We start from the raw sequence: 26,170 nt of genomic DNA, 5'->3' as shown, positions 1-26,170 counted from the left end.
CGCCGGCTGCGGAAGGAGAGGAAAGCGATGGCAGGATTGGACTTTCTGAAGGGCGAGCTCGAGGAGCTGAAGCGGCAAGGGAAATACCGGCTGCCCGCCGTCTGGGAAAGCGGCTCGGGAGCGTGGATGGAAATCGGCGGCAGGCGCGTGCTGCAGATGGCGTCCAACAACTATCTCGGCTTGACGGACCACCCGCGGCTCAAGCGCGCGGCCATCGAGGCGACGGAGAAGTACGGCGTCGGCGCCGGCTCCGTCCGCACGATTTCCGGCACGCTGGACATCCATGAGCAGCTCGAGCTGGAGCTGGCGCGGTTCAAGGGCACGGAAGCCGCGCTCGTGTTCCAGTCCGGCTTCACGACGAACCAGGGCGTGTTCGGCACGCTGCTGCAGGAAGGCGACGTCGTCATCAGCGACGAGCTCAACCACGCCAGCATCATCGACGGCATCCGGCTGACCAAGGCGGCGCGCCGCATCTACAAGCACAAGGACATGGACAGCCTGGAGCAGGCGCTGCGGGAATCGTCCGGCTACCGGACGCGCTTCGTCGTGACCGACGGCGTGTTCAGCATGGACGGCGACATCGCGCCGCTGCCGCAGATCGTGGAGCTGGCGGAGCGCTACGACGCGGTCGTCTGCGTCGACGACGCGCATGCGAGCGGCGTGCTGGGACGGTTCGGCAAAGGCTCGACGGATCATTTCGGCCTCCACGGCCGGGTGCACATCCAGATCGGCACGCTGTCCAAGGCGGTCGGCGTCGTCGGCGGCTATGCCGCCGGCAGCCGGGAGCTCAAGGAGTATCTCATCCACAAGGCGCGGCCGTTCCTGTTCAGCACGTCGCAGACGCCGGCCGTAGCGGCCGCCTGCCTGGAAGCGATCCGCGTGCTGCAGGACAGCCCCGAGCTGGGCGAGCGCCTGCACGCCTCCGCCGCGTCGTTCCGCGGGCAGCTGCAGGCGGACGGCTTCGACACCGGCGTCAGCGAGACGCCGATCCTGCCGATCGTCATCGGCGACTCGGCGCAGACGATGCGCTTCTCGGCGCGGCTGCTGGAGCTCGGCGTGTTCGCGCCCGGCATCGTCTACCCGACGGTCGCCGAGGGCAAGGGCCGCGTCCGCTTCATCGTCACCGCGATGCACAGCGACGACGACCTCGCCTTCGCGCGCGACGCGCTGCTGCAGGCCGGACGGGAGTTCGGGCTGATCGGCTAGCAGGGCCGATTCGACGTGACGGCTGCACTTTTCGCATCCAAGCCACCGTCCACGTTCCATCCGCAGGCGAAGTACAAGGCGCTCATCGACCATTGCCGCGGCTGCAGGCATTCTTCCACAAGACCAGATCGGAGCAGGGATGGGATTCTTCCAAGGCGCGCTCTATCTTGGAGCAGGATCAGGAGCGAGCCTCATAGGAGCTTTCCTGTATTGCCGTCCTGGTCGCCTTGATTATGTGGATAAGTAAACCTGTGGGTAAGTGAGCAAGTTTTTCAAATTCATTAAAATCCCTCCTCTTAGGCTGTTCAAAGCGGGGATAACTCTGTGTATAACCTGTGAACTCACAAAAAAGCCGGCCCGCGGATGCGGAGCCGGCTGATGCTGTTCCAGGTCGGCGTTCATCGGGGCGGCGGCGCTGGCCCCGCAATGGCGGATCTCCGCTACCCCTTCACCGCTCCGGCCGTCATGCCGGCGACGAAGAACCGCTGCAGGAAGACGAACAGGACGACCATCGGCAGCGAGGCGAGCGCCACGCCTGCCAGCAGCATCGTATAGTTGGTCACGTACTCCCCGCGGAACTGCATGAGCGCGAGCGGCAGCGTCAGGTTGTCGCGGCTCCCGAGCAGCAGCATCGGCATCAGCAGGTCGTTCCAGGACATGACGAACAGGAAGGCCGTGACCGATGCGACCGCAGGCTTGGACAGCGGCATGGCGATGCTGGCGTACAGCCGCCATTCTCCGCAGCCATCGATGCTGCCCGCCTCGAGCAGCTCGCGGTGCAGCCCCTGCATGAAGCTGCTCAGCATGAAGACCGTGATCGGCAGCAGCAGCGCGGCCGACACGAGGACGAGGCCCCAGAGGCGGTCGGACCAGCCGAGGCTGCGGACGAGCGAGTACAGCGGCAGCATATTCACCTGGGACGGCACGATGAGCCCGAGGGTGAACAGGCCGGCGATCCACTTGCCCGCGCGGCCGCCCCAGCGGACGGAAGCGTAGGCGATGAGGCTGCCGAGCAGCAGCGTCAGCAGCACGGTGCCGAGCGTGACCGTCACGCTGTTGAGGAAGTAGGCCCACATCGGCTGGCTTTCGAACAGCCCCCGGATGTTGGCCAAAGTCATCGGCTTCGGCCAGCTCAGCGGCTTGGTGAAGAAGGCGGACGGCTCCTTCAGCGTGGAGACGAGCAGGAAATACAAGGGCGCGGCCACGACGGCCGCATAGAGCGCCAGGCAGGCGCGCCGAATCCATCGGCCCACGGTCGCCCCCTCCTTTCGGGAATCATCGGTCAATAGCTGGCGCGGTCGGCCCGCAGCGCCTTGAACTGCGCGTAGGTCAGCAGGCCGAGCACGGCCAGGAACAGCATGGAGCCGGCGGAGGCCAGGCCGAACCGGTAGCTTGCGAACGCGGTGTGGTAGATGTAGGTGGACAGGATCTCCGTCGCATGGTTCGGCCCGCCGTCCGTCATGACGAAGATGAGGTCGAACGCCTTGAACGACTGGATCGTCGTGTAGGCGACGACGATCGTCGCCGACGGCGCCAGCAGCGGCCAGGTGATGCGGCGGAAAATCTGCAGCCGGTTCCCTCCCTCGATGCGCGCCGACTCGTACAGCTCGGCGGGAATCGACTGCAGCCCCGCGATGAACACGATCATCATCTGCCCGGCGTGAGCCCACACCTGGACGAACGCGATCGAGTAGATGGCGATGTCCTTGCTGCCGATCCAGTTGCGCGTCCAGCTCTCCAGGCCCGCGGCGCGGAGCGAGGCGTTCAGCATGCCGATGCCGGGATCGTAGACGAACGACCAGATGAGCCCGACCGAGACGGAGGAGAGGATCGCCGGAAAGAAGTACAGCGCCCGCAGCGCCGTGCTCGAGCGGGAGTTCCGGGCGAGCAGGAGCGCCAGGCCGAGCGATAGGGCCGACTGGGCGATGACGACGGCCAGCATGAACTTGACGTTGTTGAAGACGGCTTTTTGGAACACGAGGCTCTCCAGGCTCGTCGCGTAGTTGTCCAAGCCGACAAAACGGAAGGACGGCGAGAGGCCGTCCCAGTCCGTAAAGGAATAAAACAGGCCCGCTGCCGTCGGGTAGAGGAACAAGAAGCCGTACAGAAGCACTCCGGGAAGCAGGAACAGCAGCAGCGTCCTTTTTCTCGCCATCCTATTTCACCAGGTTCTGGTCAACCGCAGCCTGGGCTTCGGATGCCGCTTCCTCCGGCGAGGAGCCGCCGAGCACCGCCTGAATGGAGCCGGTGACCGCCTTCTGGTTGTCGGCGTTCTTGATCGTGAAGCGCGGCTGGAACAGCGTCTTGCGCGTGCTCCACTCGGTCGCGACCTTCAGCTCCGGCGTCGAGTACTCCACGTCCTTGACGGTCACGTTCTGGCCGGTGGCGTTGGCGTATTCCGAGGCGATCTCCTTGCCGCTGAGGAAGTCGAGGAACTTGCGCGCCTCGTCCGGATGCTTGGAGCGGCTGTTCACGCCGAGCAGGAAGGTGCTCGTGTGCACGCCCTCGTACTTGGCCTCGCCCGCCGCCACCGTGATCGGAGCGAGCAGCTTCTGCTCCAGGCCGGGGTTCTGCTTGGCGTTCTGCGCGAGCTGGTAGGAGCCGCTCGCCAGCATGGCCGCCTTCTCCTGGATGAACAGCGCGCCTGCGGCCGCGTCCTTCGTGCCGAGCGCGTCCGGCTGGAAGTAGCCCTTGTCGTTCAGCTCCTTGATCTGCGAGAGCGTCTTGACCCACCACTCGTCGGTGAGCTTCGCTTCTCCGGCCTCGACCTTCTCGAAGATATCCTCGCTCGGCTCGTTGTTCATCACCATCGTGTTCATGAACTGGCCCGGGCCGATGTCCGCGCCGGCGAACGCGATCGGGATGACGCCGTTCTGCTTGAGCGTCTCGCAGAGGGCGAGGAAGCCTTCCCAGTCCTTGGGCGGAGTCAGGCCGTACTTGTCGAACAGCTTGACGTTGTAGATCGGATCGTTGTAGACGAGCTGGTACGGCACCGCCAGCTGCTTGCCGTCCTTGACGCCCGGCTGGATCAGGTCGGCGTTGAAGCGGCCCAGAAAGTCGGCGCCGGTCAGGTCCGCAAACTGTCCGGCCTTGGACAGCGCCTCGAACTGCGCGCCCGGGAACGAGGCGAACACGTCGCCGGCCGAGCCATCCGTCAGCTTGGCCGCCGCCGCCGTCTGGTACTGGTCGGACGGGAGCGTCTGCATGTCGACTTTGATGCCGGGATTCTGCTGCTGGAATTTCTCGATGATCTTGTTCAGCGCCTCGACGTCTTCCCCGCGCCAGTGAAGGAAGCTGATCTTGACCTCCTTTCCGCCTGACGAGCTGTCGCCGCCCGAAGAACCGCAGGCGCTGAGCATCGCTCCCAAAGCGATGGTGCCTGCCAGAAGCGCATTACGTACGTTGAACACGGGCCATACCTCCTGATGGCAGCTCCTGCTGCCGGGATGATTTCACTTGCAGAGCTCTCCATTTCTCGTGAAACTTCGGCATCGCCTCGCGGCCGAACCGCTCGGCCTCCTCCAGATGGGGATAGCCGGAAAGGATGAAGGACGTGACGCCGAGCTCGGCGTACTCGATCAGCCGGTCGCTGACCTGCTCCGCCGTGCCGACGATGAGGATCGCTCCGCCGGAGCGGACAGTCGACAGCCCCGTCCACAGATTCGGCCCGGCCACATAGCGGCTCGCCTCCGACTGCTCCCGCAGCTCGTTCTGGCGGCGCTGGTTCGTGGCGTCCGTGGCAGCGAAGCTCCGCTGCGCCTGCTCGCGCGCCTCGGGGGATACCTTGCTGATGATCTCCCACGCCGCGGCCCAAGCCTCCTCCTCCGTATCGCGGACGAGCACCTGCGCCCGCAGGCCGTACCGCAGCGGACGCTTCAAGCCCTCCGACTGCTCCAGCTCGGCGCGAATCCGCTCCACGTCCTCGATCTGCTCGCGGATCCAGTCGTGGGGCTCCCCCCACATGAGGAACGTCTCGGCGTGGCGGATGGCCGTTTCCTTGGCCGCCCGCGAGCTGCCGCCCAGATAGAACGGAGGATGCGGCCGCTGCACCGTGCGCGGCGAGCTGACCGGCCGCGAGAACTGGTAGTACTTGCCCTGGAACGGCTGGATCTCCCCGCCTGTTCCTTGCGCGCCGCCGAACTCCGAGGGCGTCAGGCCTTCCGCGCCCGTCCATGCCTGGCGCATCACCTCGAGGTATTCGCCGGCGCGCTCGTAGCGCTCGTCATGGGCATGGGCGAGCGGATCGCCCAGCTCCTCCAGGTCGGCGACGGAGCTGCCGGTGACGACGTTGATCATCGCCCTTCCCCCGGAGAGCACGTCGAGCGCGGCGCCCATGCGGGCGGCCAGGACGGGAGCGACGAGCCCCGGCCGCACGGCGACCAGGGGGCGCAGGCTCCGGGTATGGCTCATGACCGCCGATCCGACGACCCAGGCGTCGAGGCAGGCGCCGCCGGTCGGGATGAGTGCGAAGCCGAAGCCCGCCGCCTCGGCCGCCTTGGCCACATCGATCAGATAGTCAAGGGAAGGCTCCCTTTCCGGAGCGACGCCGACATAACGTCCGTCGCCCGCCGTCGGGAGGAACCAGCCGAACTCTACCGTTTCATTCGCCGCGTTTGCCATGCCTGCATCCTTCTTTCTGCTGTAAATTGAATCCATCATCAGCCGCCAGTTGACTGGAATATAACCAACCTATATAGTCGGATTACTGTGAGATTCATCATAGCAAGAGCGGAGCCTTCGCGGAATGTCATTTTGCGTGGTTCCCGGCTTGTCAATTTGTCGGGTGGATCCATTCGGAACAACGGAAAAAGGAACGGCACGGGGCCGTTCCTTGGCGGAGAGATGGAAAAAAGCGGGGACGAAGAGAAAGAAAGGAGAGGCGCGACATGCCTGTGACGAAGCGGGAAGACCATCAGGAAAAGCTGGAGATCGCCTTTTTCACCCCATCCGGCTATGAGCTGGCCTCGCCGGCCTGGCCGATCCGGATCGGCCGCAACCGGACCAAGGAAGGCTACCGCATCGGGCCGCGGACGACGCCCTTCCACTATCTGATCGCCGTCGCGGAAGGAGAAGGCGAATTCCTCCAGGGCGGCGGACGCTATCGCCTCGGGCCGGGCGACCTGTTCGCGCTGTTTCCCGAGACGATCCACGAGTATTATGCCTCGCCGGACAACCGGCTGCAGCAGCTCATCCTGGCCTTCGACGGACCGGAGGCCGCAGCCCTGCTGGAGCGCGGCGGGCTGACCCCGGAGCGCCCCCATCGGAGCGGGCTCTCGGCGGGAGAGCTTATGCGCTGCCTCGACCGCTTCCTGGAGGAGGCCGACGGGGAGCCGTCGGACCTCGCGCGGCTGGCGCGCTTCCATGAAGCGATGGCGCTGCTGGCCGAGGCCTCGCCCGGCGCGGGCCGCCGGCCCGCCGAGGAAGGGTGGCTGCGGCAGGCCCGCGATTACATCGACCTCCACTATGCGGGCGGCATCACCGTATCCGGGGCGGCCGACCATGTCGGCATCGACCGGACCCACTTCTCCAAGCGGTTCCGCGAAGCCTACGGCGTCACGCCGATCCGCTACATCCAGGGGCTCAAGCTGGCGGAGGCCGAGCGGCTGCTCGGACACACCTCGCTCACGTTGTCGGAAATCGCCTACTCGGTCGGATACCCCGACCTATTCTCGTTCTCCAAGGCGTTCAAGAAGCATAAAGGCCGGTCGCCCAGCGAGTGCCGCAGCAAAGCGGCGGGCCCGGACTGAAGGCCGGGGCCGCGCTGCCCGTCATTCAGCAAGAAGCCCCGATGCCTGCGCCGCGGCGGGCCGGCCCGCCGGCCGCGCGCCCAGCGCGCCCGCGGCCGGGCGCTCCAGGCCGAGATGGCCGCGCAGCGTGCGGCTCTCGTACTCGCGGCGGAACAGGCCGCGCCGCTGCAGGATCGGCACGACCTCGTCGACGAACGTGTCGAGATCGCCGGGCAGCACCGGCGGCATGATGTTGAAGCCGTCGCAGGCGCTCGAGCGGAACCAGTCCTCGATGAGGTCGGCGAGCTTCTCCGGCGTGCCGACGAACTGCAGATGGCCGCGCGCGCCGAGCAGCCGCCGCCCGAGCTCCAGGATGCTGAGCCCGTCCTTGCGGGCCAGGTCCATGATGAGCTGCACGCGGCTCTTCATTCCGTTGGACGCCTCCACCGGATCGGGGATGTCGGGCAGCGGCCCGTCCGGCGGATAGCCGGACAGGTCGAACTGGAGCATGCCGGAGAGGAAGCCGCTCGCCTCCTCCGGCCGGATCAGGTCGAGCAGCTCCCGCTCGCGGCGGCGCGCCTCCTCCTCGGTCGAGCCGAGGATCGGCGACAGCCCGGGCATGATGTGCAGGCTGCCCGGCCTCCGGCCGGCCTCGGCCAGCTTGCCTTTCATCACCGCGTAAAACGACCGGGCCGCCTCGACATGCGGCTGCGCGGTGAAGATCACCTCCGCGACGCGGGCGGCGAACGCCTGGCCCGGCTCGGACGAGCCCGCCTGGATGAGCACCGGATAGCCCTGCGGCGGACGGGGCACGTTGAGCGTGCCATGCGCCGAATACCAGCTGCCGTCGTAGTCGACGGGCCGGAGCTTGGCGGCGTCGGCGAAAATGCCGGACTGCCGGTCCATGACGAGCCCGCCGTCGTCCCAGCTGTCCCACAGGCTGGCGACGACCTCGACGAACTCCTCCGCCATCCGGTAGCGCACGCCGTGCTCGGGATGCCGGTCGCGGCCGAAGTTGCGCGCCTCGGCATCCGTCTGCGACGTGACGATGTTCCAGCCGGCGCGCCCGCCGCTGATATGGTCGAGCGTCGCGAACTTGCGGGCGGCGTTGTACGGCTCGTTGTACGTCGTGCTCATCGTCGCCGTCAGTCCGATCCGCTCGGTCGCCGTCGAGATCGCCGACAGCAGCGCGATCGGGTCCATCATGCCGGCGGCGGCATGGGTCGGGTAGATCAGATGCAGCAGGTCGGCGAAAAAGATCATGTCGAACTTGCCCCGCTCCGCCGTCCGCGCCATCCGCACGTAATTCGCGATGTCGAACATCGCCTCCACGCCGGAGTCCGGATGCCTCCAGCCGGCATGATGATGCCCCGTGAAATAAAGGAACGCCCCCAGATGGAGCTGCTCTCCCTCTCGCCTCTTGTCGCTCATAGTCCCTTCTCCTTTCCGTCCTGGAACGGCCGCCGCCACCGGAGCCAGCGCAGCTCCAGCCGCCTGACGCCGGCATCCGTCAGCTTGCCCGCCAGCATGAACAGCACGATGCCGACGAACACGAGATCCGTCTGCGCGTACACGCGCGCGTCCTGGATCATGTAGCCGATGCCCTCGCTCGCTCCCATCATCTCCGCCACCGACAGCATCAGCCAGGAGACGCCGGCCGACAGCCGCGCCCCGAGCAGGATGTTCGGCAGCGCCGCCGGCAGGATGAGGCCTCTCACCAGCTGCAGGCGGGTGAACTGCAGCACGCGCGTCACCTCGTACAGCTTGGCCTCCGCGCTGCGGACGCCCAGATAGGTGTGGAAGTACACCGGGAAAAAGGCGCCGAGCGCGATGAGCAGCCCTTTGGAAAACTCGCCCACGCCGAACCAGAGGATGAACAGCGGAATGACCGCGAGCAGCGGCACTGTCCGCAGCATCTGCAGCGACGGGTCGAGCAGCCGCTGCGCCCAGCGGCCGAGCCCGGTGAACAGGCCGAGCAGCAGCCCGGTCGCGCCGCCGAGCAGGAAGCCCGCCGCCGCCCGGCGGAAGCTCGCCCACGCATGCTCGCCGAGCTCGCCGCTTGCGAGCAGCCGCAGCGCCGAGGCGGCGATGACGCTCGGCGCGGGCAGCATCGCCGGCGAGACGAGGCCGGCGCGCGCGGCCGCTTCCCAGACGAGCAGGACGGCGAGCGGCAGCAGCCAGCCCTGCGCCCAGCGGGGCAGCCCGAGCCAGTCCCGCTGCCGCGCCGCCTCGGCGCGCGGCGCCGTGACGGCGCGTGCCTGCGCCTTCGCCGCTTGCGGATCAGCCGCCATCTACTCCACCCCCTTGAGCGTCGTCTGCCAGCGCAGCAGGCGGCGCTCCAGCAGCTTGACGATGGAGTCGGTGAGCTTGCCCGCCGCCGCGAAGACGAGGATGCCGACGAAGATGACCGACGTCAGCGAGAACGAGCGCGCGTCGTTCAAAATGTAGCCGAGCCCGTCGCTCGAGCCCATCAGCTCCGCCACGACGAGGCCGAGCCAGCTCACGCCGAGCGAGAGCCGGACGCCGAGCAGAATCGACGGCAGCGCGGCCGGCAGGATGAGATGCCGCAGCGTCTGGCTGCGCGTGAACTGCAGGACGCGGGCGACGTCGAACAGCTGCCGGTCGACCGAGCGCACGCCGAGGAACGCGTTGACGTACAGCGGGAAAAACGCGCCTTTGGCGATCAGCAGGATTTTGGACGCCTCGCCGAAGCCGAACCACAGGATGAACAGCGGCGCGACCGCCAGATGGGGCAGCATGCGCAGCATCTGCAGCGTCGGATCGACGAGCCGCTCGGCCCGCCAGGAAAAGCCGACCCACAGCCCGGCGGCAAGTCCGAGCCCGCCTCCGAGCACGAAGCCGAGCAGCGCCCGCCAGGCCGAAATGCCGAGGTTCAGCGGCAGCTCGCCGCTGCGGCTCATCGCTGCGAATTCCTCCGCGATCGCCGACGGAGGCGGCAGCAGCACTTCGTTCAGCCAGCCGCCCCAGGCGGCCGCCTGCCAAGCGGCCAAAATCGACAAGGGCAGCAGCAGGCCGATCAGCGCATTCAGCAGAGCCGCCTTGGTCCGGGATCGCTCCAGCATCGTCATGACCTCACTTTCCGCCGCTTGCTTCGGCTTCGGCTTGCTTCAGCGCTTCCTCGACGAAGCGGTTGTCGAAAACTTCCTTGACGTCGATCCCCTTGCGGATCGTGCCGAGCTCGAACTGGAAGTCGGCCGTCTGCTGCTGCTCGGCGATCACCTCGTCCGTCACCGGGACGTTGATGAACGCCGAGCGCTCCTGCATGCCCTGCACGAGCGCAAGCGGAATGCCGCGCTCGTCGGCGTACCGCTGGAACGCCTCTTCCTGATGCGCCTTCTCCCACTCGATCGCCTGCTGCAGCACCTTGAGGTACAGCGTGACCAGCTCCGGATGCTGCTCGGCGAGCTCCGCCCGCACGAGCTGGAACGACGGCGACAGGATGCCGCTCGACGCGCCGTCGGCGATCACCCGGCCTTTGCCGGAGAGCGCGTTCAGCGTGATGTACGGGTCCCAGGTCGCCCAGGCGTCGACCTTGCCGCCCTCGAATGCCGGCTGCGTCTCGTCCGGCTGCAGCTGGATGACCTGCAGGTCCGATTCGGACAGGCCCTCGGCGTCCAGCAGGCGGTACAGGAAGTTGTAGGCGTTGCTGCCCTTCGTCACCGCCACCTTCTTGCCCTTGAGGTCGGCGAACGACTGGATCGGACTGTCCTGCGGCACGATGAGGGCGACGTTGTTGCGGCCCTCGAGCACCTGCGAGACGATCTTGAACTTCACGCCGGCCGCCTGCGCGGAGATCGGCGGCATGTTGCCCATGCCCGCGAAGTCGAGATGGCTCGACGCCATCGCCTCGACCATCGGCGGACCGCTCTGGAATTCGATCCACTCCACCTTGGCGCCGAGCTCCCCGAACGCGTCCTCGAACCATTTCTCCTCCTGCGCCTTGCCGAACAGGCCGCCCTTGCCCTGCACGCCGATCTTGACCGTCAGCCCCTCGGCGGACGCGGCCCCGGCCGCCCCCGCATTGGTCTGCGCCGCTCCCTCGTCCGCTCCGCCTCCGCCGCAAGCCGACAGCGCAAGCGCTCCGAGCAGCAGCATGGCGGCGATCCAGCCCTTCTTTCCTTTTTTCCGTTCCATCTTTCGTCTCCCCCTCTTGTGCATGTCCGTCAAATGCCCGCGCCAGGATCCGGCACCGGCGCCTCCTCGACCTTTTCAAATTCCCGCAGCACGACGCCGCGGATCTCCTGGAACGGCGCTCCCGTCCGCTGGCGCGGGTAGGGCAGATCGACGCTCACGACGCGCCGGATGTGGCCCGGACGCGGGTTCATGATGACGACCTGCTGGCCGAGAAACACCGCTTCGTCGAGATCATGCGTCACGAACAGCATCGTCGTGCGGTCCGACTGCCAGATGTCCAGCAGCACCTCCTGCATATGCGCCCGGGTGAACGCGTCGAGCGCGCCGAACGGCTCGTCGAGCAGCAGCACCTTGGGCCGCCGCAGCAGCGCCCGGGCGATCGCCACGCGCTGCGCCATGCCGCCGGACAGCTCCGACGGATAGGCCTTTTCGAAGCCCTTCAGCCGGACGAGCTCGATCAGCTCCCCGACCCGGCGCCGCACGGCCGCGTCCCGCAGGGAGGCGTTGGCGGCGATGTTCTTCTCCACCGTCCACCACGGGAACAGGCGCGGCTCCTGAAAAATGACCCCCTTCTCCACGCTCGGCCCCTCGATCGGCCGCCCGTCCAGCGTGATCGAGCCTTCGTAGGAGGCGTCCAGCCCGGCGGCGATCTTGAGCAGCGTGCTCTTGCCGCAGCCGCTCGGACCGATGAACGTGACCAGCCTTCCTGGGCCGATCTCCAGCCGGATGTCCCGCAGCGCGACGACCTCCCCGGCCGGAGCCGGAAAGATCTTGGTCAGTCCTTGGATCGCCAGCATGCTACCCCATCCTTTCGATGACAGCGATAATGATTATTCCTCCCCGCTAACTGGGATTTTGAGGAATAAAAAAAGGAGATGCGCAGCCAGCCGAGAAGAGGGCTCTGTTCGAACAGTCAGCCCCTCTTCCTCAGCGGTCCGCGGCATCTCCGGTCGGTCCGGTCGATTCGCATTCCACAAACCGAATATCAATTCGGTTAGTATGCCTGAATTCTATCAAGCGTCTCTCCTCCTGTCAAGCGCTTCGCGCCGGCCGGCAAAAAGATCGACGACGCTCGACGCCCGCATCGGCACCGGCACCTCGGATCCCGGCATCCGCTGCAGCGTCAGCCCCTGGATCAGGCTCGTGAAGTAGAACGCCAGCTCCAGCGGATCGCCCTCCGGCGCCGTGCCCTCGGCTTGTCCCTGCGCGATGATCGCGGCGACCGGCTGCAGGTTGACGGTGAAGCGGCCGGTCACGTCGCGGCGCAGCTCCTCCGACGCCTCGGACAGCCGGGCCGTATGGATGAGGATCGTATGCGCCCAGCTGTTGCCGAGCGCCAGCCAGTTCTCCGCGATCGTCAGCAGCTTGGCGCGGGCGTCGCCGGGACCGTCCGCGACCGAGCGGACGAACTCGCCGTAGCCGGTCTGCCCCCGGCGCAGCGCCTCCGCGAAGATCTCTTCCTTGGACTTGAAGTAGTGGTACAGGTTGCCGATGCTGATGCCGGCCGCTCCGGCGATATGCTGCATCGAGGCCGAGCCGACGCCCTTGACCGCCATCACCTCGATCGCCGCGTCCAAGATGTCGTTCATGCGCTGCTCCCGCTGCTGCAGGTCCTTTTCCGCGTTTCTCGCCATGCTCGCTCGCTCCTCCCTTGAATCAACCGCCATTATATCCCAATCGAAGCGTCAGGTGAAGCAGGGCTTGTCGAGGAGCCGCGGATGGTTCAAGGCGCCGGGACACGCAGAATCGGGTTGCCGGAAGCGAATGCGCGCGGGGCCCGACCCCTCTCAGCTCCGCCGGAACGAAGCGCGGTACGCCCGCGGCGGCATGCGCACGATCGACTTGAACACTTTTTCGAAATGCGGAAAGCTGTCGAAGCCGACCTGCCCGGCGATCGCCGTGATGCGCTCGTCCGTCTCGCGCAGCAGCCGCTGGGCCGCCTTGATCCGCGTCAGCGCGACGTACTCGGTGAAGGCGAAGCCCATGTGGCGCTTGAACGAACGGCTCAGATGGCTCGGGCTGAGGAAAAAGCGCTCGCTCAACCCGCCCAGCGTCAGCGGCTCGGCATAGCTCTCGGAAATGCAGCGCGCCACCGCGGCCATCCGCTCGGCGGCCGGCGACGCCGACGGCTCCGGCTGGCGGCGGCTCTGCTCGCGGCGCGTCAGCCGCGCCGCGAGCAGCAGCGCCTGCTCGGCGAGGCGCCGAGCCGCCAGCCCGAGCCCCGGCTGACGCTCCTGCAGCTCGCGCAGCAGCTCATGGAGCAGCCGCTCGAGCCGCATTCCTTCCGGACCGGACGCGGCCAGCACCCGCCTGCCTTCCCGGAACGGCGAGCGCAGCAGCTCCGCCTCTTCCTCCGGCCGTCCCTCGAACCAGGCGTCGTCGTAGTAGATCACGATCCGCTCGTGGCCCGGCTCTCCGGCGTCGAACGTCTTGTGCACCTCGCCGCCCGGCACGAAGACGAGATCGCCGCTCCGCACCGGGTATACCCGGTCGCCGATGAAGTAGCTCCGCTCGCCTTGGAACAGGTAGTACAGCTCATGCTGCGGGTGCATGTGGTCCTCCGCCATCGCATAAAAGCCCTCGCGCCGGTTGTACTCGAGCCTGACGCGCGCGTCCTCCGAGACGTACCTCAGCTCCTCGGTTTCGTTCATCCCGCCGCCTCCTAGCGCAAAAATTGCGTCCTTTCTCTGAATTCTAGCATAATCGCAGAGGAAATACGCTTAATCTTGCGGTACGCTTGCCTCATCAACATCAACGGAAAGAGGAAAGGGAGAGTGCGAGCATGAGCGCGAAACGGAAGACCTATGCCCAGGTCGGCACCGGCGGCCGGGCCGAATTCTACTATGGAGCGATCGCCTCGACGTTCCAGGAGACGAGCGAGCTCGTCGCCTTTTGCGACATCAACGAGACGCGGATGGACTACGCCAACCGGATGCTGGTCGAGAAGTACGGCAGCCGCGCGGTGCCGACGTACCGGAGCGACCGCTTCGAGGAGATGATCGCGGCGGAGAAGCCCGACTGCGTCATCGTCACGAGCGTCGACCGCACGCATCACACCTACATCATCCGGGCGCTCGAGCTCGGCTGCGACGTCATCACCGAGAAGCCAATGACCGTCGACGCCGAGAAATGCCAGCAGATCCTCGACGCGGCGGAGCGGACCGGACGCAGCGTCCGCGTCACGTTCAACTACCGCTATGCCCCGCATCATACGAAGGCGCGCGAGCTGATCGAGTCGGGCGCGATCGGCGACGTGACGAGCGTGCATTTCGAGTGGCTGCTCAATACGCAGCACGGCGCGGACTACTTCCGCCGCTGGCATCGCGACAAGCGCAACAGCGGCGGCCTGCTCGTGCACAAGTCGACGCATCACTTCGACCTCGTCAACTTCTGGATCGGCTCCGAGCCGGAAACCGTCTTCGCGATGGGCGACCTGCGCTTCTACGGCCGCGAGAACGCCGAGGCGCGCGGCGTCACGGCGTTCTACGACCGGGCGACCGGCAGCGAGCTCGCTCAGGACGATCACTTCGCCCTCCATCTCGACCGCAACGAGCATCTGAAGGCGATGTACCTCGACGCGGAAAAAGAAGACGGCTACCGCCGCGACCAGAGCGTATTCGGCGACGGCATCTCGATCGAGGACACGATGAGCGTGCTCGTCCGGTACAAGAACAAGGCGCTGCTGACGTATTCGCTGAACGCCTACATGCCTTGGGAGGGCTACCGGATCTCGTTCAGCGGCACGAAGGGCCGGATCGAGATGAGCGTCGTCGAGCAGTCGTACGTCAACTCGGGCGGCGACAAGGCGCTCGAGGGGGCGGCCAAGGGCGTCAGCCTGCTCGTGCTGCCGATGTTCGGCGAGCCTTGGCAGGCCGAGATCGAGCGCAAGGAGGGCGGCCACGGCGGCGGCGATCCGGAGCTGCTGCGCGACCTGTTCGGCGAGCCGCTGCCCGACCGGTTCCGGCGCGCGGCGGACCATATCGACGGCGCTCGCTCCATCCTGACCGGCATCGCCGCCAACCGCTCGATCGCGACCGGCCTGCCGGTGCGGACGGACAGCCTGGTGCGCTTCGCTCGGTAGGGCGGGCGCAGGAGCTGGGGGCGAGGGGTGGCGCCGGAGCTGGGGGCAAGGGGTGGCGCCGGTGCGGCGGGCGTAGTGTGGCGCGGCGGGAACGTACAAACACAAAATCGCACTCCTCGCGGCTCCCCCCCTCCCGCCTTCCGGTCACTAACCAAAATCCAAGGCACTTTTCTGCCTTGGATTGGCCGATCCGGCCCGAAAAAGGTGACGTACAATAAGTTGTGTACCAACATTTGGAGCCTAGCTAGGCACAAAAAAAGTAGGGTATTCTCGGGGTTACGACGCCACCAAGAAAGGACCCTACTTCATGACTAGTATAACCGAAAACCACCTGAACCATCTCTTTGAAAATTCTGTCATCCCCTTCGTAAAGGAGCGGATCGAGTTCCTCATTCGCACGGAGATTCAGCACCACATGGCCGAGGCTGCAGCAGCAGGTATCCGCAACAGCCGAAACGGCTACTACTACCGGGATCTGCACACCCGCTACGGCCTGATCGAGGATCTGGAGATGCCCCGGGACCGAAACGGCGACTTCCAGACGCAGCTGTTCGAGCCCTATCAGCGGCGCGACGGCTGGCTGGAGGAGGCCGTCATTCAGATGTACAAAGGCGGCATGCCGACCCGCGACATCGCTCGGTTCATTGAAGGCATGTTCGGTCAAGCATACTCGCCGACCACGATCAGCAACATTACCTCGACGGTTCTGGAAGACGTGGAACGCTGGCAGACCAGGCCGCTCGGCAAGCGCTACTCCGTCATTTACCTCGACGGCATGTACGTCAAGCTCAAGCGCAGCACGGTCAGCGGCGAAGTCGTTTGTTTTGCGATGGGCATCGACGAAGACGGGTACCGATCCATCCTCGGCTTCTACGTCGGGGGAAAAGAGAGTGCCAACGTATGGCGCGACGTGCTGAAAGACTTGCAGCAGCGCGGCGTAGAGGAAGTTTTGCTTGGCGTATTCGATGGGCTGCCTGGGCTGGATACGGCCTTCCGGGAAGCCTTTCCCAAAGCCGACGTCCAGCACTGTGTCGTCCACAAAGTGCGCTCGACCTTTCCCAAGATCCGCATGCAGGACAAGACGGACTTCGTTGCCGATCTCAAAACCGTCTACAACGCTCTAGACCGGGACTTGGCTTTGGCTGCTTTTGACCGGCTTAAGGACAAATGGCAGAAGCGCTATCCCAAAGAAATTCAGTCCTGGGAAAACCAGCTCGACACGCTGCTCACGTTCTACTCGTATCCCGCCGAAATGAAGCTGGCCATCTACACGTCCAATCCGATTGAACGCATGAACAAGGAATTCCGCAAACGACTTAAGCCCATGAACAGCCTGACCAACATGGAGGCGGTCGAGAAAATCCTTTACCTGACGGCTAGCGAGTACAACGAGTATTATGGCAAAAAAGTCATTCGCGGCTTCGGCGACCCGTCGGTAAAACGTAGGTTGAAGCAGATGTTTGAGAAACGCTACCCCCACCACCAAGAGTGACGTCAACCCATTTTGACTGGGAATATCTTGCTGCTTACACATACTTCTTGACGCTACCCCGAAAAATTAAATCCAAGGCACTTTTCTGCCTTGGTTCGGCCGTCCCGGCCCAGAAAATTAAATCCAAGGCACTTTTCTGCCTTGGATTGGCCGACCCGGCCCGGAAAATTAAATCCAAGGCACTTTTCTGCCTTGGATTCGCCGACCCGGCCCGGAAAATTAAATCCAAGGCACTTTTCTGCCTTGGTTCGGCCGTCCCGGCCCGGAAAATTAAATCCAAGGCACTTTTCTGCCTTGGATTGGCCGACCCGGCTCGGAAAATTAAATCCAAGGCACTTTTCTGCCTTGGTTCGGCCGACCAGGCCCGGAAAATTAAATCTAAGGCACTTTTCTGCCTTGGATTCGCCGACCCGGCCGGAAAAATTAAATCCAAGGCACTTTTCTGCCTTGGTTCCGCCGACCAGGCCCAACCAGGCCCGACCAGGCCCGACATCAAAAAAGCTGTCCCATGGAGTCCATTGCCTGGCTCCAGGGACAGCTTTTTCGCGCCATCTGCACCTCTCGCGAGCTGCAGCCAGGCCAAGGTCAATTGCGCATGCCCCGCCCAATGTCGCCGCCACGCTCCTTCGACGAGGCGGCTTCACGCCACAATCGCATCTGCGCGCGGCGTAGACGGCTCAGCTGACTGGCGTGAACGGCTCCGACTCGAACGGCTCCGACCACGGTCCGGCCGCGCCGTCGGGCGCGATCGCCTGCACGCGGTACCAGGTCCTCGTCCCGTGAGCGCGGGTCGGGTCCTGCCATGGCATGTCGTGGTCCGCCGGTCGGGCGTCGAAGACGGCCGTCCACGGTCCGGCCGCTCCGCGCGTGCTCTTTTCAACCGTGTAGCGAGCCGCTCCGACGACGCCGCGAAAGACGACGCGCTCGGCCGCCGAGGAGACCGTCGGCGCATCCGGCACCAGGCACGAGGACACTTCGCGTCCGCTCATCCGAAAGGCATGGCTGCGCAGCTCGAGACAGCGCCGCTCATAGTCCCCGCTTACGCCCGTACCGGGATAGTGCAGGGAGAAGCCGTCGTAGTGGGGAACATAGCCGGCGTCATCCGCATGGGGAAACAGCGACCAGAACAGCGTGCCGGAGACGCTGCCGTCTGCTTCCGCCCGCTCCAGAAACGCCTCCAGCCCGTCCTCCGTCCAGCCGAATTCGCCGCAGATATATACCTTGCCGGCGGCTGCCGTCTCCGCCGCGTCGCGCGCCAGAGCCTCCGCGTTCGCGGGATAATAGTGAACGTCGAGGATGTCCAGCTCCTCGATGCCGAGCTTGTCGCGGTCCAGCTCGAACTGCTTGCCGTGCGCGACGAGATGGTTGCCGTCGAGGCTTTTGATGTAAGCGGCCATTTCCTTGACCCACTCCGCCGGCGCATCGTTCAGCTCGTTGCCGAGCTCCCACGCCAGAATCGTCGGATCGTCGCGGTACGCCACTCCTGTAAGCGCATTCACCCGAGTGAGCAGCATGGCGATGTAGCGCTTGAACACTTCCTTGATCTCCGGATCGGAATAAAAGGCCCGCGGATCCTCCAGTCCTCTCCAGCCCGCGAAGGTGGAGCGTCCGCCGTGGTAGTAGGACCAGTTGCAGACGAACGGCACGATCAGCCGCAGTCCTCGCGCCGCCGCCTCGCGGACCGCGAAGTCCACCCGGCGCAGCGCCTCTTCGTTGAAGCGATCCGGCTCCGGCATGATCGAAAGCGGATGCCCTTGAGACGCGCCAAGCGTATGCGAGCGAACGACGGTCGCCCCCATCTCCAGCGCCGTGTCCAGCGCGTCGCGGACGCGGAACTCCGTCGGCCAAGCCACTCCCTCGACATTCTCGTCGAGCCCGAGCCAGTAGACATTCGGTCCCGCGAACCGGAACGGCTCGCCGTTCAGCTCCAGCCGGCTGCCTGTGCGGGCAACAAACCCGTTGCTCCTCATGATCGATCCCCGCCTTACGTCCTTGGTTTCATAGTGTTGCCATGACAAGAATAGCATTTGCGGATCATGATTTCAACTTATTTTAACTTATTATAGTTAAGTTTCATTAGTTGAATTTTTCGAGAGGAAAAGAAGCGGCTCCAAGGAGTCCCTCGTACGGTTGGCTGATTGGGGCAGCTCCTTTCCGTGAGACGGGGGAGAAAGTCGGCGCTAAGGGCAATGGGGCGGTGAGGGACCAGCTGCGCTAACGAAACGGAGAGACGCTATTGGGTTGAAAAGAGGGGGGTTGGAGCTTCTAACGATACAGCGAATCGCTATGGGGGAGTTTTTCGTCGATTCAGCCGCTTGTTAAGCCAAATAGCGCTTTTGAGGTTCGTTAGCCTTTTTGTCGAGGCGTTTTGAACGAAATAGCGCTTCTGAGGTTCGTTAGCCATTTTGACGAGGCTTGATGGAATGCATCCTGCTGGGGAGGCTGGAGAAAACGGCAACGGGGCGCGGGCAGCCTGCTGCTGGTTGTGGGAGGAAAAGAAGCTGGTTTGGTGGCGGCCCGGCATTGCCGCGAACGGCGCTCCGCCAAGGGCATTCTCGCCCTTGCTTCACGGCTCCGCCGCAGTCGGCGCTCCGCCAAGGGCATTCGCGCCCTTGCTTTGCGGCTCCGCTGCAGACGGCGCTCCGCCAAGGGCATTCTCGCCCTTGCTTCGCGGCTCCGCCGCAGTCGGCGCTCCGCCAAGGGCATTCTCGCCCTTGCTTCGCCTCCCCCCGCCGGCAACCCTTCAAGCTCCGGCCGTAGCCGCGCTCTCCGCCTCCGTGTCTCCGCCCCCGGCGCCTGCCGCCGGAACGGTCGAGGCCCGCTTCACCAGCGCCGTCGACAGCATGACCAGCTCCGGCAGCTTCTCCGGCTCGGCGATGCGGCCGAGCACGATCTGCACCGCGCGCGAGCCCATCTCTTCCTTGGGCACCTTGACCGTCGTCAAGCCCGGCTGGTTCAGCTCCGCCAGCGTCAGATCGTCGAAGCCGACGAGCGAGACGTCGGCCGGGCACTCCAGCCCGAGCGGCTGCAGCACTTTGAGCGCGTCGAAGGCGATCAGGTCGTTGGCGCAGAACATCGCCGTGACCGGGCGCTCCGCCCGCAGCTCCCGCTCCAGCGAAGCCGCGAACTCCGGCTTGGTGTACATGCCGCTGCCGCTTACGCCCATCCCCCCGACGACCGCCAGCTCCGCCGCATCCTTGGGACGCTTGCGGTTGTGCGCGGCGATGGCGTCCTCGAACCCGCGGCGGCGCTCGGAGAAGCTCCACGTCGTATGGGCGTCGCCGACAAACGCCAGGCGGCGGTGGCCTTCGCGCAGCAGCAGCTGAGCGGCCTGGCTCGCGCCGAGATAGTTGTTGGCCATGACCAGATCCAGGTCGGGATGCTGAGCGTCCGGATCGACGAGCACGAACGGCAGCTTGCGCTTCGTCAGCTGGTCGGTGTAGGCTTCCGGCAGCTGGCCGAGCACGACGACGCCGTCCACCTTGCGCTCGGTGATGCCGAGGGGCATGCCGTCCTTCACCTTCATCGTCACGTCGATGCTCGACAGCAGCATGCTGTAGCCCTGCTTGGCCAGCTCGGCGTCAATGCCCTTGATGATCTTGCCCCAGTACTCGGGATCGTCCAGATAAGCCCGCGGCATGAGCACGGCCAGATTGCCCGTGCCCGGAGCCGAGCCCGGCTTGCGGCCCTTGATCCGGTAGCCCTCCTCCTCGGCGGTTTTCCAGATGATCTCGCGCGTCACCTCGTTCACGGCGCTGTCCCCGGACAGCGCCTTGGATACAAGCGCTTTGGAGACGTTCAATTTATCGGCGATCATTTGCAGCGTTACTTTTTTCATGAAGCCCATCCCTTCGGCATCGGAGCAAGAATTTGCTCCTTTCAGCATAACGTCTGGAAAGTCTTTTTTCAACTTTTTTCAATTCTTTATGCGGCAGGACGAGCTTCTCATCTCCCTCTTCTTCCTTTACGATAGAGGCAGGCAAAGAATGCCGCTCAAGGAGGAATCGCCATGCAGGTATGGTTCAAGTACAACTGGATCGTTCGCGACCAATGGTACGAATGGTGCGCCCAGCTGCCGGAGGAGGAGCTTGTTCGGGAAAGGATCGGCGGCATGGGGAGCATCCTCAAGACGCTTCAGCACATCCTCGACGTGGAATGGAGCTGGATCCAGCAGCTCCGGGAAGCCGACTTCGCCTCCGAGCCGGTTCCGTGGCTCGCCACGCTCGCCGAGGTGAGGGAGCTGGACCGTCAATACCGGTCCGACATCGAGCCGTTCATCCTCGGCTGGGACGACTCCATGGAGACGCGCCCGATGGAGGACGTCGCCTCCGACGGACACGTCGAGCAGCACGCCTGGGGCGAGGTCATGCGGCATGTGCTGGCCCATGAGATCCACCATATCGGGCAGTTGTCCATCTGGGCGCGGGAGCTCGGGCTGAAGCCGGTGTCGGCCAACCTCATCGGCAAGGGCCTGATTCCGATCCGATGAAGTACGTCAAGCTGCATGCCTACCATGTCCAAAAACAAAAGCGGGACGAGTACCTCGACCTTCAGCGCCAAGCCGCCGAGGTTTATGGCCGGCATGCTTCGTTCCGCACGCTCTTTTTGAACAGCATGGAAGACGAGACGAGATGGATCGAAATCACGACGTATGACTCCGAAGAAAGCTACGCCGAAGCGATCCGCCTCATCGACGAGGAGCCGGAAATAGGCGATCTGTTCCGGCGCTTCAAGTCCCTTCTTGTCCAGGAGAACGCCGAGATCGTCGAGGAAGACTTCAAGCTGGCCAAGGAAATCGTCGTCCGGACGACGGAATGAACCGAAAAAAAAGCGGGACGAGGCCGAGCGCTGCTCGGCTTCATCCCGCTTTTGTCCGGCTACGATCCGAACTTCACGAGGTAGTAGTTCTTCTTGCCGCGGCGCAGCACGAGGTAGCGGCCATGCAGGCGATGCTCCGCCGTCAGCGCCGTGTCGATGCCCGTCTGCTTGACGCCGTTCACGGCTACCGCTCCGCTCTCGATGTCCTGCTTGGCCTGGCGGCGCGACGGAGCGGCCTTCGTCTCGACGAGCAGGTCGATCAGGCCGGTCGACTCGGCGTCCGCGAGCACGGTCGTCGGCATGTCCGACAGCGCCTCGACGAGCTCGTCCTCGCTCAGCTGCGTGACGTCGCCGGAGAACAGCGCGGCCGTGATCTTCTCTGCGCTCTCCACCGCCTGCTCGCCGTGCACGATGCGCGTCACCTGGCGGGCGAGCTCGCGCTGCGCCTCGCGCTTCTCCGGCTGCGAGGCGACGAGCGCCTCGAAGCTCGCGATCTCCTCGCGCGTCAGGAACGTGAAGTACTTGAGGAAGCGGATGACGTCCGCGTCGTCGGTGTTGATCCAGAACTGGTAGAACGCGTACGCGCTCGTCTTGGAGCGGTCGAGCCAGATCGCGCCGGACTCGGACTTGCCGAACTTCTTGCCGTCGCTCTTGGTCACGAGCGGCATCGTGATGCCGTACGCCCCGCTGCCGCCGGTCTTGCCGATCAGGTCAAGGCCCGCCGTGATGTTGCCCCACTGGTCGCTGCCGCCGAGCTGCAGCCGCACGCCGTGGTCCTGGTTCAGCTTGTAGAAGTCGTACGCCTGCAGGATCATGTAGCTGAACTCCGTGAACGAGATGCCGTTGGCCAGCCGCGAGTCGACCGAGTCCTTGGCTAGCATGTAGTTGACGGTGAAGTTCTTGCCGATGTCGCGCAGGAACGTAATGATGTCGAGCGGCGCCAGCCAGTCGTAGTTGCTGACGAGGCGGGCCGGATTGCTCGGCGTCTCGAAGTCGAGGAAGCGCGACAGCTGCTTGCCGAGCGCCTGCGTCCAGCCGGCGACCGTCTCGTCCGTGTTGAGCGAGCGCTCCGTGGAGCGGCCGCTCGGATCGCCGATCAGGCCGGTGCCGCCGCCGACGAGCGCGATCGAGTTGTGGCCCGCCAGCTGGAAGCGGCGCAGCATCAGGATCGGCAGCAGGCTGCCGATGTGCAGGCTGTCGGCCGTCGGGTCGAAGCCGCAGTACAGCGTGATCGGCCCTTCCGCCAGCGCTTTTTCCAGCTCCTCGCGGTTCGTGACCTGGTAGACCAGGCCCCTGTACTCCAGATCTTCGAGCAGCGCCGCGTTCACGGCCGCTTGGTGCGTTGTCATCTCGTATCCCTCCATTATGGTCGTTCGTGGAAAGGTGGAAAAAGAAAAGACCCCTCCCTGTCCAAAGACAGGGACGAGTCATCGCGGTACCACCCTGAGTTGAGCCGCGGCGCAGGCTGCCTCAGAAGGCAAGCCCGGAGCGGGGCTCCGCTCTGCCGGATAACGGCCGGCTGCCGTCCGCGCCCTTCTGCCCGGGGGCAGGTTCGGACGCGCAAGCTCCAGGATGTAATTCGCGGGCGGCTGTCGCTCCGGCTCGCACCAACCGCCGGCTCTCTGATCCGCAGATTCGCTCCGCTACTGCTTCCCTTCCACGCTTCTATGCTTGTTCGCTCTCACTTTAGCGAATGGCGCGGCGCTTGTCAATCCGCTGCCGCGCCGCCCTAGACCTCGCCGCTGAACACCTCGGTCTCATAGTCGAAGTCGACCGTCCCGTCCTGCTGCGTCTCGTCGAAGATGCGGCGCAGCTCCGCCAGCATCGGCTCATGCCGCGGATCGCCGGCTTGCGGCGCGTAGGACGAGGAGAGCAGCCGCCCTTTGACGCCCTCGTAGTCGAACCGCTGGCGGTTCGGGAACGCGCGGCGCGTCATCGTGCCTTCGCGGAAAAACGCCTGCAGCTGCTCCGGCGAGATGTTGCGATGGTTGACGCGGGCGTAGTCGGTGCCGTGCTCGTGCAGCAGCGCCTCGTAGCGCTCGAGGAACGGCGTGCCGGACGTCAGCCGCGAATTCCATACGAGAAAGACGCGCTTGCCCGGCCGCAGGATGCGCGCGAACTCCGCCTTGGCCGCCTGCTGGTCGAACCAGTGGAACGACTGCGCGCAGACGATCGCGTCGAGCGACTCGCTCGCCAGCCCCGTATCCTCCGCCGGCGCCAGCATGATGCCGAACAGCTCGTTCGGGCCATGCGCCGCCCAAGCCGCGCGGGCCATGTCGGCGTTCGGCTCGATCGCCATGACGCGCAGTCCCCTTTCCATCAGGAGGCCCGAAAAAATGCCCGTGCCCGCCCCGATGTCGGCCACCGCCGACTCCGGCGCCAGTCCTCCCTGCTCCAGGATGGCGTCGATCGCCTCCGCCGGATACCCCGGCCGGAACTTGACGTAGTCCTCCACTCGGCTGGAGAAGCGTTCCTTGCTGTCCATGTCCATTCCTCCCGATCCCGCTTCCTTGGGGCGTGCTTGCAGCCCCATCGGCGGAAGCTTGTGCATCCCTTACCGTATCAGACCGGATCGTCCGAGGCAACCATCCTGCTGAAAATGAGCTCCGGATCGCCCACGTCCAGATGGTCGACGATGCCGCTCGGCTCGAAGCCCGCCGCCTCCAGCAGCGCCCGCATCGGCTCGTTGGAGCGGTTCGTCGAGGTGAAGGCGCGCTCGCCGGGGCCGCGCTCCAGCCAGCTCTGCAGCAGCCGGCGGCCGATGCCGGCGCGCCGCTCGCCGGGATGCACGATCAGCAGCTGCAGGAACGGCCGTCCGAAAAAGCTGCGGTCCCAGGCGGCGCAGCCGGACAGCCGGCCCTCCCGCTCGGCGACGAGGCAGCAGCCGGCCGCCGCGTAGGCGGCGAGCGCTTCCCGGCGGCCGCCGTGGCCGACGACGAGCGCGTCAAGCTCCGCCAGCGCGTCGAGATCGGCCGGGACGGCCGGGCGCACGGCGAAGCCGGAGGCCGGCGGCGAGCCGGCGCGCCGGGCGGCATCGGCGGCGCGGGCGGCGGGCGGCGCCGATGCGCGGCTGAGCGCCTCGCCGCTGCGGAAGCGGAACAGCTTGCCGAAGCCGTAGTACTCCATGTCCTCGTCCGTCTCCTCATAACCGCCGTCTCCGGCCGCGCCGAGCAGCGTCCTGCGCCAGAACGAGACCGCTCCCGCGTTGCGCTCCGACGCCGTCGTGAACAGCGCCCAGCGGCCCGGATGGCGGCGGAACACTTCGCAGGCGGCCCGTTCGGCACGGCCTTGTCCCCGGTAAGGCCGCAGCAGGAAAAATTCCTGCAGCGTGAACTCGCTGCCGTCGACCGCGTACGGGCCCGAAGCGACGAGCGCGAAGCCCGCCGGCAAGCCGTCCTCGACGATGAGGTAAGGGAACAGCAGCCCCTCTTTTTCCCACCAGATGGCGAACTCCGCCTGCTGCTCCTGCAGCGTCCGAATGTCGTCTTCCTCCTCGAAGACGCCGTGCCGGTTCGGCCGCACGCCGCGGATGCCCGCCAGATCATGGAGATAGAGCGGGTACAGGTTCATGAGAATCGGCTTGCGGTCGAGGCCGCAAGGTTCGATGATGAGCGTCATGCGATATCGTACTCCCGTCTTGAAGCGTTTCCTCCAGCCTAACAAGCGCGGCGCCGAAAGGACAGGCCCGATCCGGGTATAGCCGTTCTTGCCCGGCCATCCAACGCGGCAAGGATATCCTGGCTTCTCCCTGTTTCATGATGGAACGTTCCTGCTCGAGTCGGCTGTCCCGCTCCCCGACTCGCGTGCTACGCGCAGTTTTTCCTCGCGTAGCCGCCGCTTGCCATCCGTACTCGCGTGCTACGCGCAGTTTTTCCTCGCCTAGCCGCCTCTTGCCATCCGCACTCGCGTGCTACGCGCAGTTTTTCCTCGCGTAGCCGCCTCTTGCCATCCGCACTCGCGTGCTACGCGCAGTTTTTCCTCGCGTAGCCGCCTCTCCCCAGCCGCACTCGCGTGCTACGCGCAGTTTTTCCTCGCGTAGCCGCCTCTCCCCATTCGCACTCGCGTGCTACGCGCAGTTTTTCCTCGCGTAGCCGCCTCTCCCCAGCCGCACTCGCGTGCTACGCGCAGTTTTTCCTCGCGTAGCCGCCTCTCCCCATTTGCACTCGCGTGCTACGCGCAGTTTTTCCTCGCGTAGCCGCCTCTCCCCATTCGCACTCGCGTGCTACGCGCAGTTTTCCCTCGCTTAACCGCCTCTCCCCAGCCGCACTCGCGTGCTACGCGCAGTTTTTCCTCGCGTAGCCGCCTCTCCCCATTTGCACTCGCGTGCTACGCGCAGTTTTTCCTCGCGTAGCCGCCTCTCCCCAGCCGCACTCGCGTGCTACGCGCAGTTTTTCCTCGCGTAGCCGCCTCTCCCCATTCGCACTCGCGTGCTACGCGCAGTTTTTCCTCGCGTAGCCGCCTCTCCCCAGCCGCACTCGCGTGCTACGCGCAGTTTTTCCTCGCGTAGCCGCCTCTCCCCATTTGCACTCGCGTGCTACGCGCAGTTTTTCCTCGCGTAGCCGCCTCTCCCCATTCGCACTCGCGTGCTACGCGCAGTTTTCCCTCGCTTAACCGCCTCTCCCCAGCCGCACTCGCGTGCTACGCGCAGTTTTTCCTCGCGTAGCCGCCTCTCCCCATTTGCACTCGCGTGCT

General features: G+C 65.3%; 23 protein-coding genes. 6 read left to right on the top strand and 17 right to left on the bottom strand.

Translation table 11 applies throughout. The annotated features are described in order from the left end of the window. Positions 1–27 precede the first annotated feature (27 nt). Positions 28–1,206: a glycine C-acetyltransferase gene (locus NYE40_RS04855; protein WP_339279411.1), complete on the top strand. Its 1,179-nt coding sequence runs from the start codon at positions 28–30 to the stop codon at positions 1,204–1,206. Positions 1,207–1,646: 440 nt separating this feature from the next. On the opposite strand, the gene NYE40_RS04850 is transcribed toward NYE40_RS04855, so the two are convergent. Genes NYE40_RS04850 through NYE40_RS04835 form a run of 4 tightly spaced genes read right to left on the bottom strand, consistent with a single transcriptional unit; the run spans position 1,647 to position 5,826 of the window. After that, positions 1,647–2,459, bottom strand: a complete 813-nt coding sequence (locus NYE40_RS04850) for a carbohydrate ABC transporter permease (protein WP_339279409.1) — start codon at positions 2,457–2,459, stop codon at positions 1,647–1,649. A 29-nt stretch (positions 2,460–2,488) separates the two neighbouring features. Beyond that, positions 2,489–3,361 (bottom strand): sugar ABC transporter permease, encoded by an 873-nt coding sequence (locus tag NYE40_RS04845; RefSeq protein ID WP_028598114.1) that lies wholly within the window; start codon positions 3,359–3,361, stop codon positions 2,489–2,491. A gap of 1 nt (position 3,362) precedes the next feature. Next, on the bottom strand, positions 3,363–4,565 hold the full coding sequence (locus NYE40_RS04840; RefSeq protein ID WP_052333070.1) for an extracellular solute-binding protein: 1,203 nt from the start codon (positions 4,563–4,565) through the stop codon (positions 3,363–3,365). A 34-nt stretch (positions 4,566–4,599) separates the two neighbouring features. Continuing rightward, on the bottom strand, positions 4,600–5,826 hold the full coding sequence (locus NYE40_RS04835; protein WP_052333067.1) for an LLM class flavin-dependent oxidoreductase: 1,227 nt from the start codon (positions 5,824–5,826) through the stop codon (positions 4,600–4,602). A gap of 266 nt (positions 5,827–6,092) precedes the next feature. On the opposite strand from NYE40_RS04835, the gene NYE40_RS04830 reads away from it, so the two are divergent. Beyond that, positions 6,093–6,953 carry an AraC family transcriptional regulator gene (locus NYE40_RS04830; RefSeq protein ID WP_028598116.1) on the top strand — a complete coding sequence of 287 codons (861 nt, stop codon included), beginning with the start codon at positions 6,093–6,095 and terminating at the stop codon, positions 6,951–6,953. 21 nt (positions 6,954–6,974) lie between these two features. On the opposite strand, the gene NYE40_RS04825 is transcribed toward NYE40_RS04830, so the two are convergent. The 7 genes from NYE40_RS04825 to NYE40_RS04795 form a co-directional block, all read right to left on the bottom strand. Then, positions 6,975–8,363 carry an LLM class flavin-dependent oxidoreductase gene (locus tag NYE40_RS04825; RefSeq protein ID WP_028598117.1) on the bottom strand — a complete coding sequence of 463 codons (1,389 nt, stop codon included), beginning with the start codon at positions 8,361–8,363 and terminating at the stop codon, positions 6,975–6,977. Next, positions 8,360–9,223 carry an ABC transporter permease gene (locus NYE40_RS04820; protein ID WP_028598118.1) on the bottom strand — a complete coding sequence of 288 codons (864 nt, stop codon included), beginning with the start codon at positions 9,221–9,223 and terminating at the stop codon, positions 8,360–8,362. The genes NYE40_RS04825 and NYE40_RS04820 overlap by 4 nt, the downstream gene beginning before the upstream one ends. Next, positions 9,224–10,015, bottom strand: a complete 792-nt coding sequence (locus NYE40_RS04815) for an ABC transporter permease (protein WP_244912764.1) — start codon at positions 10,013–10,015, stop codon at positions 9,224–9,226. It abuts the gene before it with no gap. 10 nt (positions 10,016–10,025) lie between these two features. Beyond that, a complete protein-coding gene (locus NYE40_RS04810; protein ID WP_244912763.1) occupies positions 10,026–11,087 on the bottom strand; it encodes an aliphatic sulfonate ABC transporter substrate-binding protein in 1,062 nt (353 codons plus the stop codon). A gap of 29 nt (positions 11,088–11,116) precedes the next feature. Beyond that, positions 11,117–11,884, bottom strand: a complete 768-nt coding sequence (locus NYE40_RS04805; RefSeq protein WP_101808558.1) for an ABC transporter ATP-binding protein — start codon at positions 11,882–11,884, stop codon at positions 11,117–11,119. Positions 11,885–12,100: 216 nt separating this feature from the next. Then, positions 12,101–12,721: a TetR/AcrR family transcriptional regulator gene (locus tag NYE40_RS04800; protein ID WP_101808557.1), complete on the bottom strand. Its 621-nt coding sequence runs from the start codon at positions 12,719–12,721 to the stop codon at positions 12,101–12,103. 153 nt (positions 12,722–12,874) lie between these two features. Continuing rightward, positions 12,875–13,738: an AraC family transcriptional regulator gene (locus tag NYE40_RS04795; protein ID WP_101808556.1), complete on the bottom strand. Its 864-nt coding sequence runs from the start codon at positions 13,736–13,738 to the stop codon at positions 12,875–12,877. A 131-nt stretch (positions 13,739–13,869) separates the two neighbouring features. Between NYE40_RS04795 and NYE40_RS04790 the strand changes: the two genes are divergently transcribed. After that, a complete protein-coding gene (locus NYE40_RS04790; RefSeq protein ID WP_101808555.1) occupies positions 13,870–15,168 on the top strand; it encodes a Gfo/Idh/MocA family oxidoreductase in 1,299 nt (432 codons plus the stop codon). Between the two features lie 307 nt (positions 15,169–15,475). Continuing rightward, positions 15,476–16,660 (top strand): IS256 family transposase, encoded by a 1,185-nt coding sequence (locus tag NYE40_RS04785; RefSeq protein ID WP_101807766.1) that lies wholly within the window; start codon positions 15,476–15,478, stop codon positions 16,658–16,660. 53 nt (positions 16,661–16,713) lie between these two features. On the opposite strand, the gene NYE40_RS04780 is transcribed toward NYE40_RS04785, so the two are convergent. The 3 genes from NYE40_RS04780 to NYE40_RS04770 form a co-directional block, all read right to left on the bottom strand. Further along, positions 16,714–17,280, bottom strand: a complete 567-nt coding sequence (locus tag NYE40_RS04780) for a hypothetical protein (protein ID WP_339279402.1) — start codon at positions 17,278–17,280, stop codon at positions 16,714–16,716. A gap of 57 nt (positions 17,281–17,337) precedes the next feature. After that, on the bottom strand, positions 17,338–18,630 hold the full coding sequence (locus tag NYE40_RS04775; protein WP_028600309.1) for a cellulase family glycosylhydrolase: 1,293 nt from the start codon (positions 18,628–18,630) through the stop codon (positions 17,338–17,340). Between the two features lie 773 nt (positions 18,631–19,403). Then, positions 19,404–20,498 (bottom strand): LacI family DNA-binding transcriptional regulator, encoded by a 1,095-nt coding sequence (locus NYE40_RS04770; RefSeq protein WP_084137540.1) that lies wholly within the window; start codon positions 20,496–20,498, stop codon positions 19,404–19,406. A gap of 171 nt (positions 20,499–20,669) precedes the next feature. Between NYE40_RS04770 and NYE40_RS04765 the strand changes: the two genes are divergently transcribed. Both NYE40_RS04765 and NYE40_RS04760 read left to right on the top strand, forming a co-directional pair. Next, positions 20,670–21,149: a DinB family protein gene (locus NYE40_RS04765; protein WP_028600308.1), complete on the top strand. Its 480-nt coding sequence runs from the start codon at positions 20,670–20,672 to the stop codon at positions 21,147–21,149. After that, entirely contained in the window at positions 21,146–21,478 is a 333-nt protein-coding gene (locus tag NYE40_RS04760) for a hypothetical protein (protein ID WP_028600307.1), read from the top strand. The genes NYE40_RS04765 and NYE40_RS04760 overlap by 4 nt, the downstream gene beginning before the upstream one ends. Before the next feature lie 59 nt (positions 21,479–21,537). Here NYE40_RS04760 and tyrS read toward each other — a convergent pair whose 3' ends face one another. The 3 genes from tyrS to NYE40_RS04745 all read right to left on the bottom strand — a co-directional run bounded on the left by tyrS (position 21,538) and on the right by NYE40_RS04745 (position 25,096). After that, positions 21,538–22,827: a tyrosine--tRNA ligase gene (gene tyrS, locus NYE40_RS04755; RefSeq protein ID WP_028600306.1), complete on the bottom strand. Its 1,290-nt coding sequence runs from the start codon at positions 22,825–22,827 to the stop codon at positions 21,538–21,540. 380 nt (positions 22,828–23,207) lie between these two features. Beyond that, positions 23,208–23,963 (bottom strand): class I SAM-dependent methyltransferase, encoded by a 756-nt coding sequence (locus NYE40_RS04750; protein ID WP_028600305.1) that lies wholly within the window; start codon positions 23,961–23,963, stop codon positions 23,208–23,210. 77 nt (positions 23,964–24,040) lie between these two features. Beyond that, positions 24,041–25,096: a GNAT family N-acetyltransferase gene (locus NYE40_RS04745; RefSeq protein WP_052333549.1), complete on the bottom strand. Its 1,056-nt coding sequence runs from the start codon at positions 25,094–25,096 to the stop codon at positions 24,041–24,043. Positions 25,097–26,170: the final 1,074 nt, after the last annotated feature.

The organism is Paenibacillus sp. FSL W8-1187 (assembly GCF_037965485.1).
GTDB classification, from domain to species: domain Bacteria; phylum Bacillota; class Bacilli; order Paenibacillales; family Paenibacillaceae; genus Paenibacillus_O; species Paenibacillus_O pasadenensis.
Note: the sequence above shows the minus strand (reverse complement) of the source record. Positions and strands in the feature narration are given on the sequence as shown.

What these genes read in the sequence shown, in the direction of transcription:
- NYE40_RS04795 (WP_101808556.1), bottom strand. Translation starts at nt 13,738, where the DNA reads ATGAACGAAACCGAGGAGCTGAGGTACGTCTCGGAGGACGCGCGCGTC.
- NYE40_RS04830 (WP_028598116.1), top strand. Translation starts at nt 6,093, where the DNA reads ATGCCTGTGACGAAGCGGGAAGACCATCAGGAAAAGCTGGAGATCGCC.
- tyrS (WP_028600306.1), bottom strand. Translation starts at nt 22,827, where the DNA reads ATGACAACGCACCAAGCGGCCGTGAACGCGGCGCTGCTCGAAGATCTG.
- NYE40_RS04760 (WP_028600307.1), top strand. Translation starts at nt 21,146, where the DNA reads ATGAAGTACGTCAAGCTGCATGCCTACCATGTCCAAAAACAAAAGCGG.
- NYE40_RS04810 (WP_244912763.1), bottom strand. Translation starts at nt 11,087, where the DNA reads ATGGAACGGAAAAAAGGAAAGAAGGGCTGGATCGCCGCCATGCTGCTG.
- NYE40_RS04825 (WP_028598117.1), bottom strand. Translation starts at nt 8,363, where the DNA reads ATGAGCGACAAGAGGCGAGAGGGAGAGCAGCTCCATCTGGGGGCGTTC.
- NYE40_RS04835 (WP_052333067.1), bottom strand. Translation starts at nt 5,826, where the DNA reads ATGGCAAACGCGGCGAATGAAACGGTAGAGTTCGGCTGGTTCCTCCCG.
- NYE40_RS04815 (WP_244912764.1), bottom strand. Translation starts at nt 10,015, where the DNA reads ATGCTGGAGCGATCCCGGACCAAGGCGGCTCTGCTGAATGCGCTGATC.
- NYE40_RS04770 (WP_084137540.1), bottom strand. Translation starts at nt 20,498, where the DNA reads ATGAAAAAAGTAACGCTGCAAATGATCGCCGATAAATTGAACGTCTCC.
- NYE40_RS04800 (WP_101808557.1), bottom strand. Translation starts at nt 12,721, where the DNA reads ATGGCGAGAAACGCGGAAAAGGACCTGCAGCAGCGGGAGCAGCGCATG.
- NYE40_RS04840 (WP_052333070.1), bottom strand. Translation starts at nt 4,565, where the DNA reads ATGCTCAGCGCCTGCGGTTCTTCGGGCGGCGACAGCTCGTCAGGCGGA.
- NYE40_RS04820 (WP_028598118.1), bottom strand. Translation starts at nt 9,223, where the DNA reads ATGGCGGCTGATCCGCAAGCGGCGAAGGCGCAGGCACGCGCCGTCACG.
- NYE40_RS04785 (WP_101807766.1), top strand. Translation starts at nt 15,476, where the DNA reads ATGACTAGTATAACCGAAAACCACCTGAACCATCTCTTTGAAAATTCT.
- NYE40_RS04775 (WP_028600309.1), bottom strand. Translation starts at nt 18,630, where the DNA reads ATGAGGAGCAACGGGTTTGTTGCCCGCACAGGCAGCCGGCTGGAGCTG.
- NYE40_RS04790 (WP_101808555.1), top strand. Translation starts at nt 13,870, where the DNA reads ATGAGCGCGAAACGGAAGACCTATGCCCAGGTCGGCACCGGCGGCCGG.
- NYE40_RS04845 (WP_028598114.1), bottom strand. Translation starts at nt 3,361, where the DNA reads ATGGCGAGAAAAAGGACGCTGCTGCTGTTCCTGCTTCCCGGAGTGCTT.
- NYE40_RS04750 (WP_028600305.1), bottom strand. Translation starts at nt 23,963, where the DNA reads ATGGACAGCAAGGAACGCTTCTCCAGCCGAGTGGAGGACTACGTCAAG.
- NYE40_RS04765 (WP_028600308.1), top strand. Translation starts at nt 20,670, where the DNA reads ATGCAGGTATGGTTCAAGTACAACTGGATCGTTCGCGACCAATGGTAC.
- NYE40_RS04805 (WP_101808558.1), bottom strand. Translation starts at nt 11,884, where the DNA reads ATGCTGGCGATCCAAGGACTGACCAAGATCTTTCCGGCTCCGGCCGGG.
- NYE40_RS04745 (WP_052333549.1), bottom strand. Translation starts at nt 25,096, where the DNA reads ATGACGCTCATCATCGAACCTTGCGGCCTCGACCGCAAGCCGATTCTC.
- NYE40_RS04855 (WP_339279411.1), top strand. Translation starts at nt 28, where the DNA reads ATGGCAGGATTGGACTTTCTGAAGGGCGAGCTCGAGGAGCTGAAGCGG.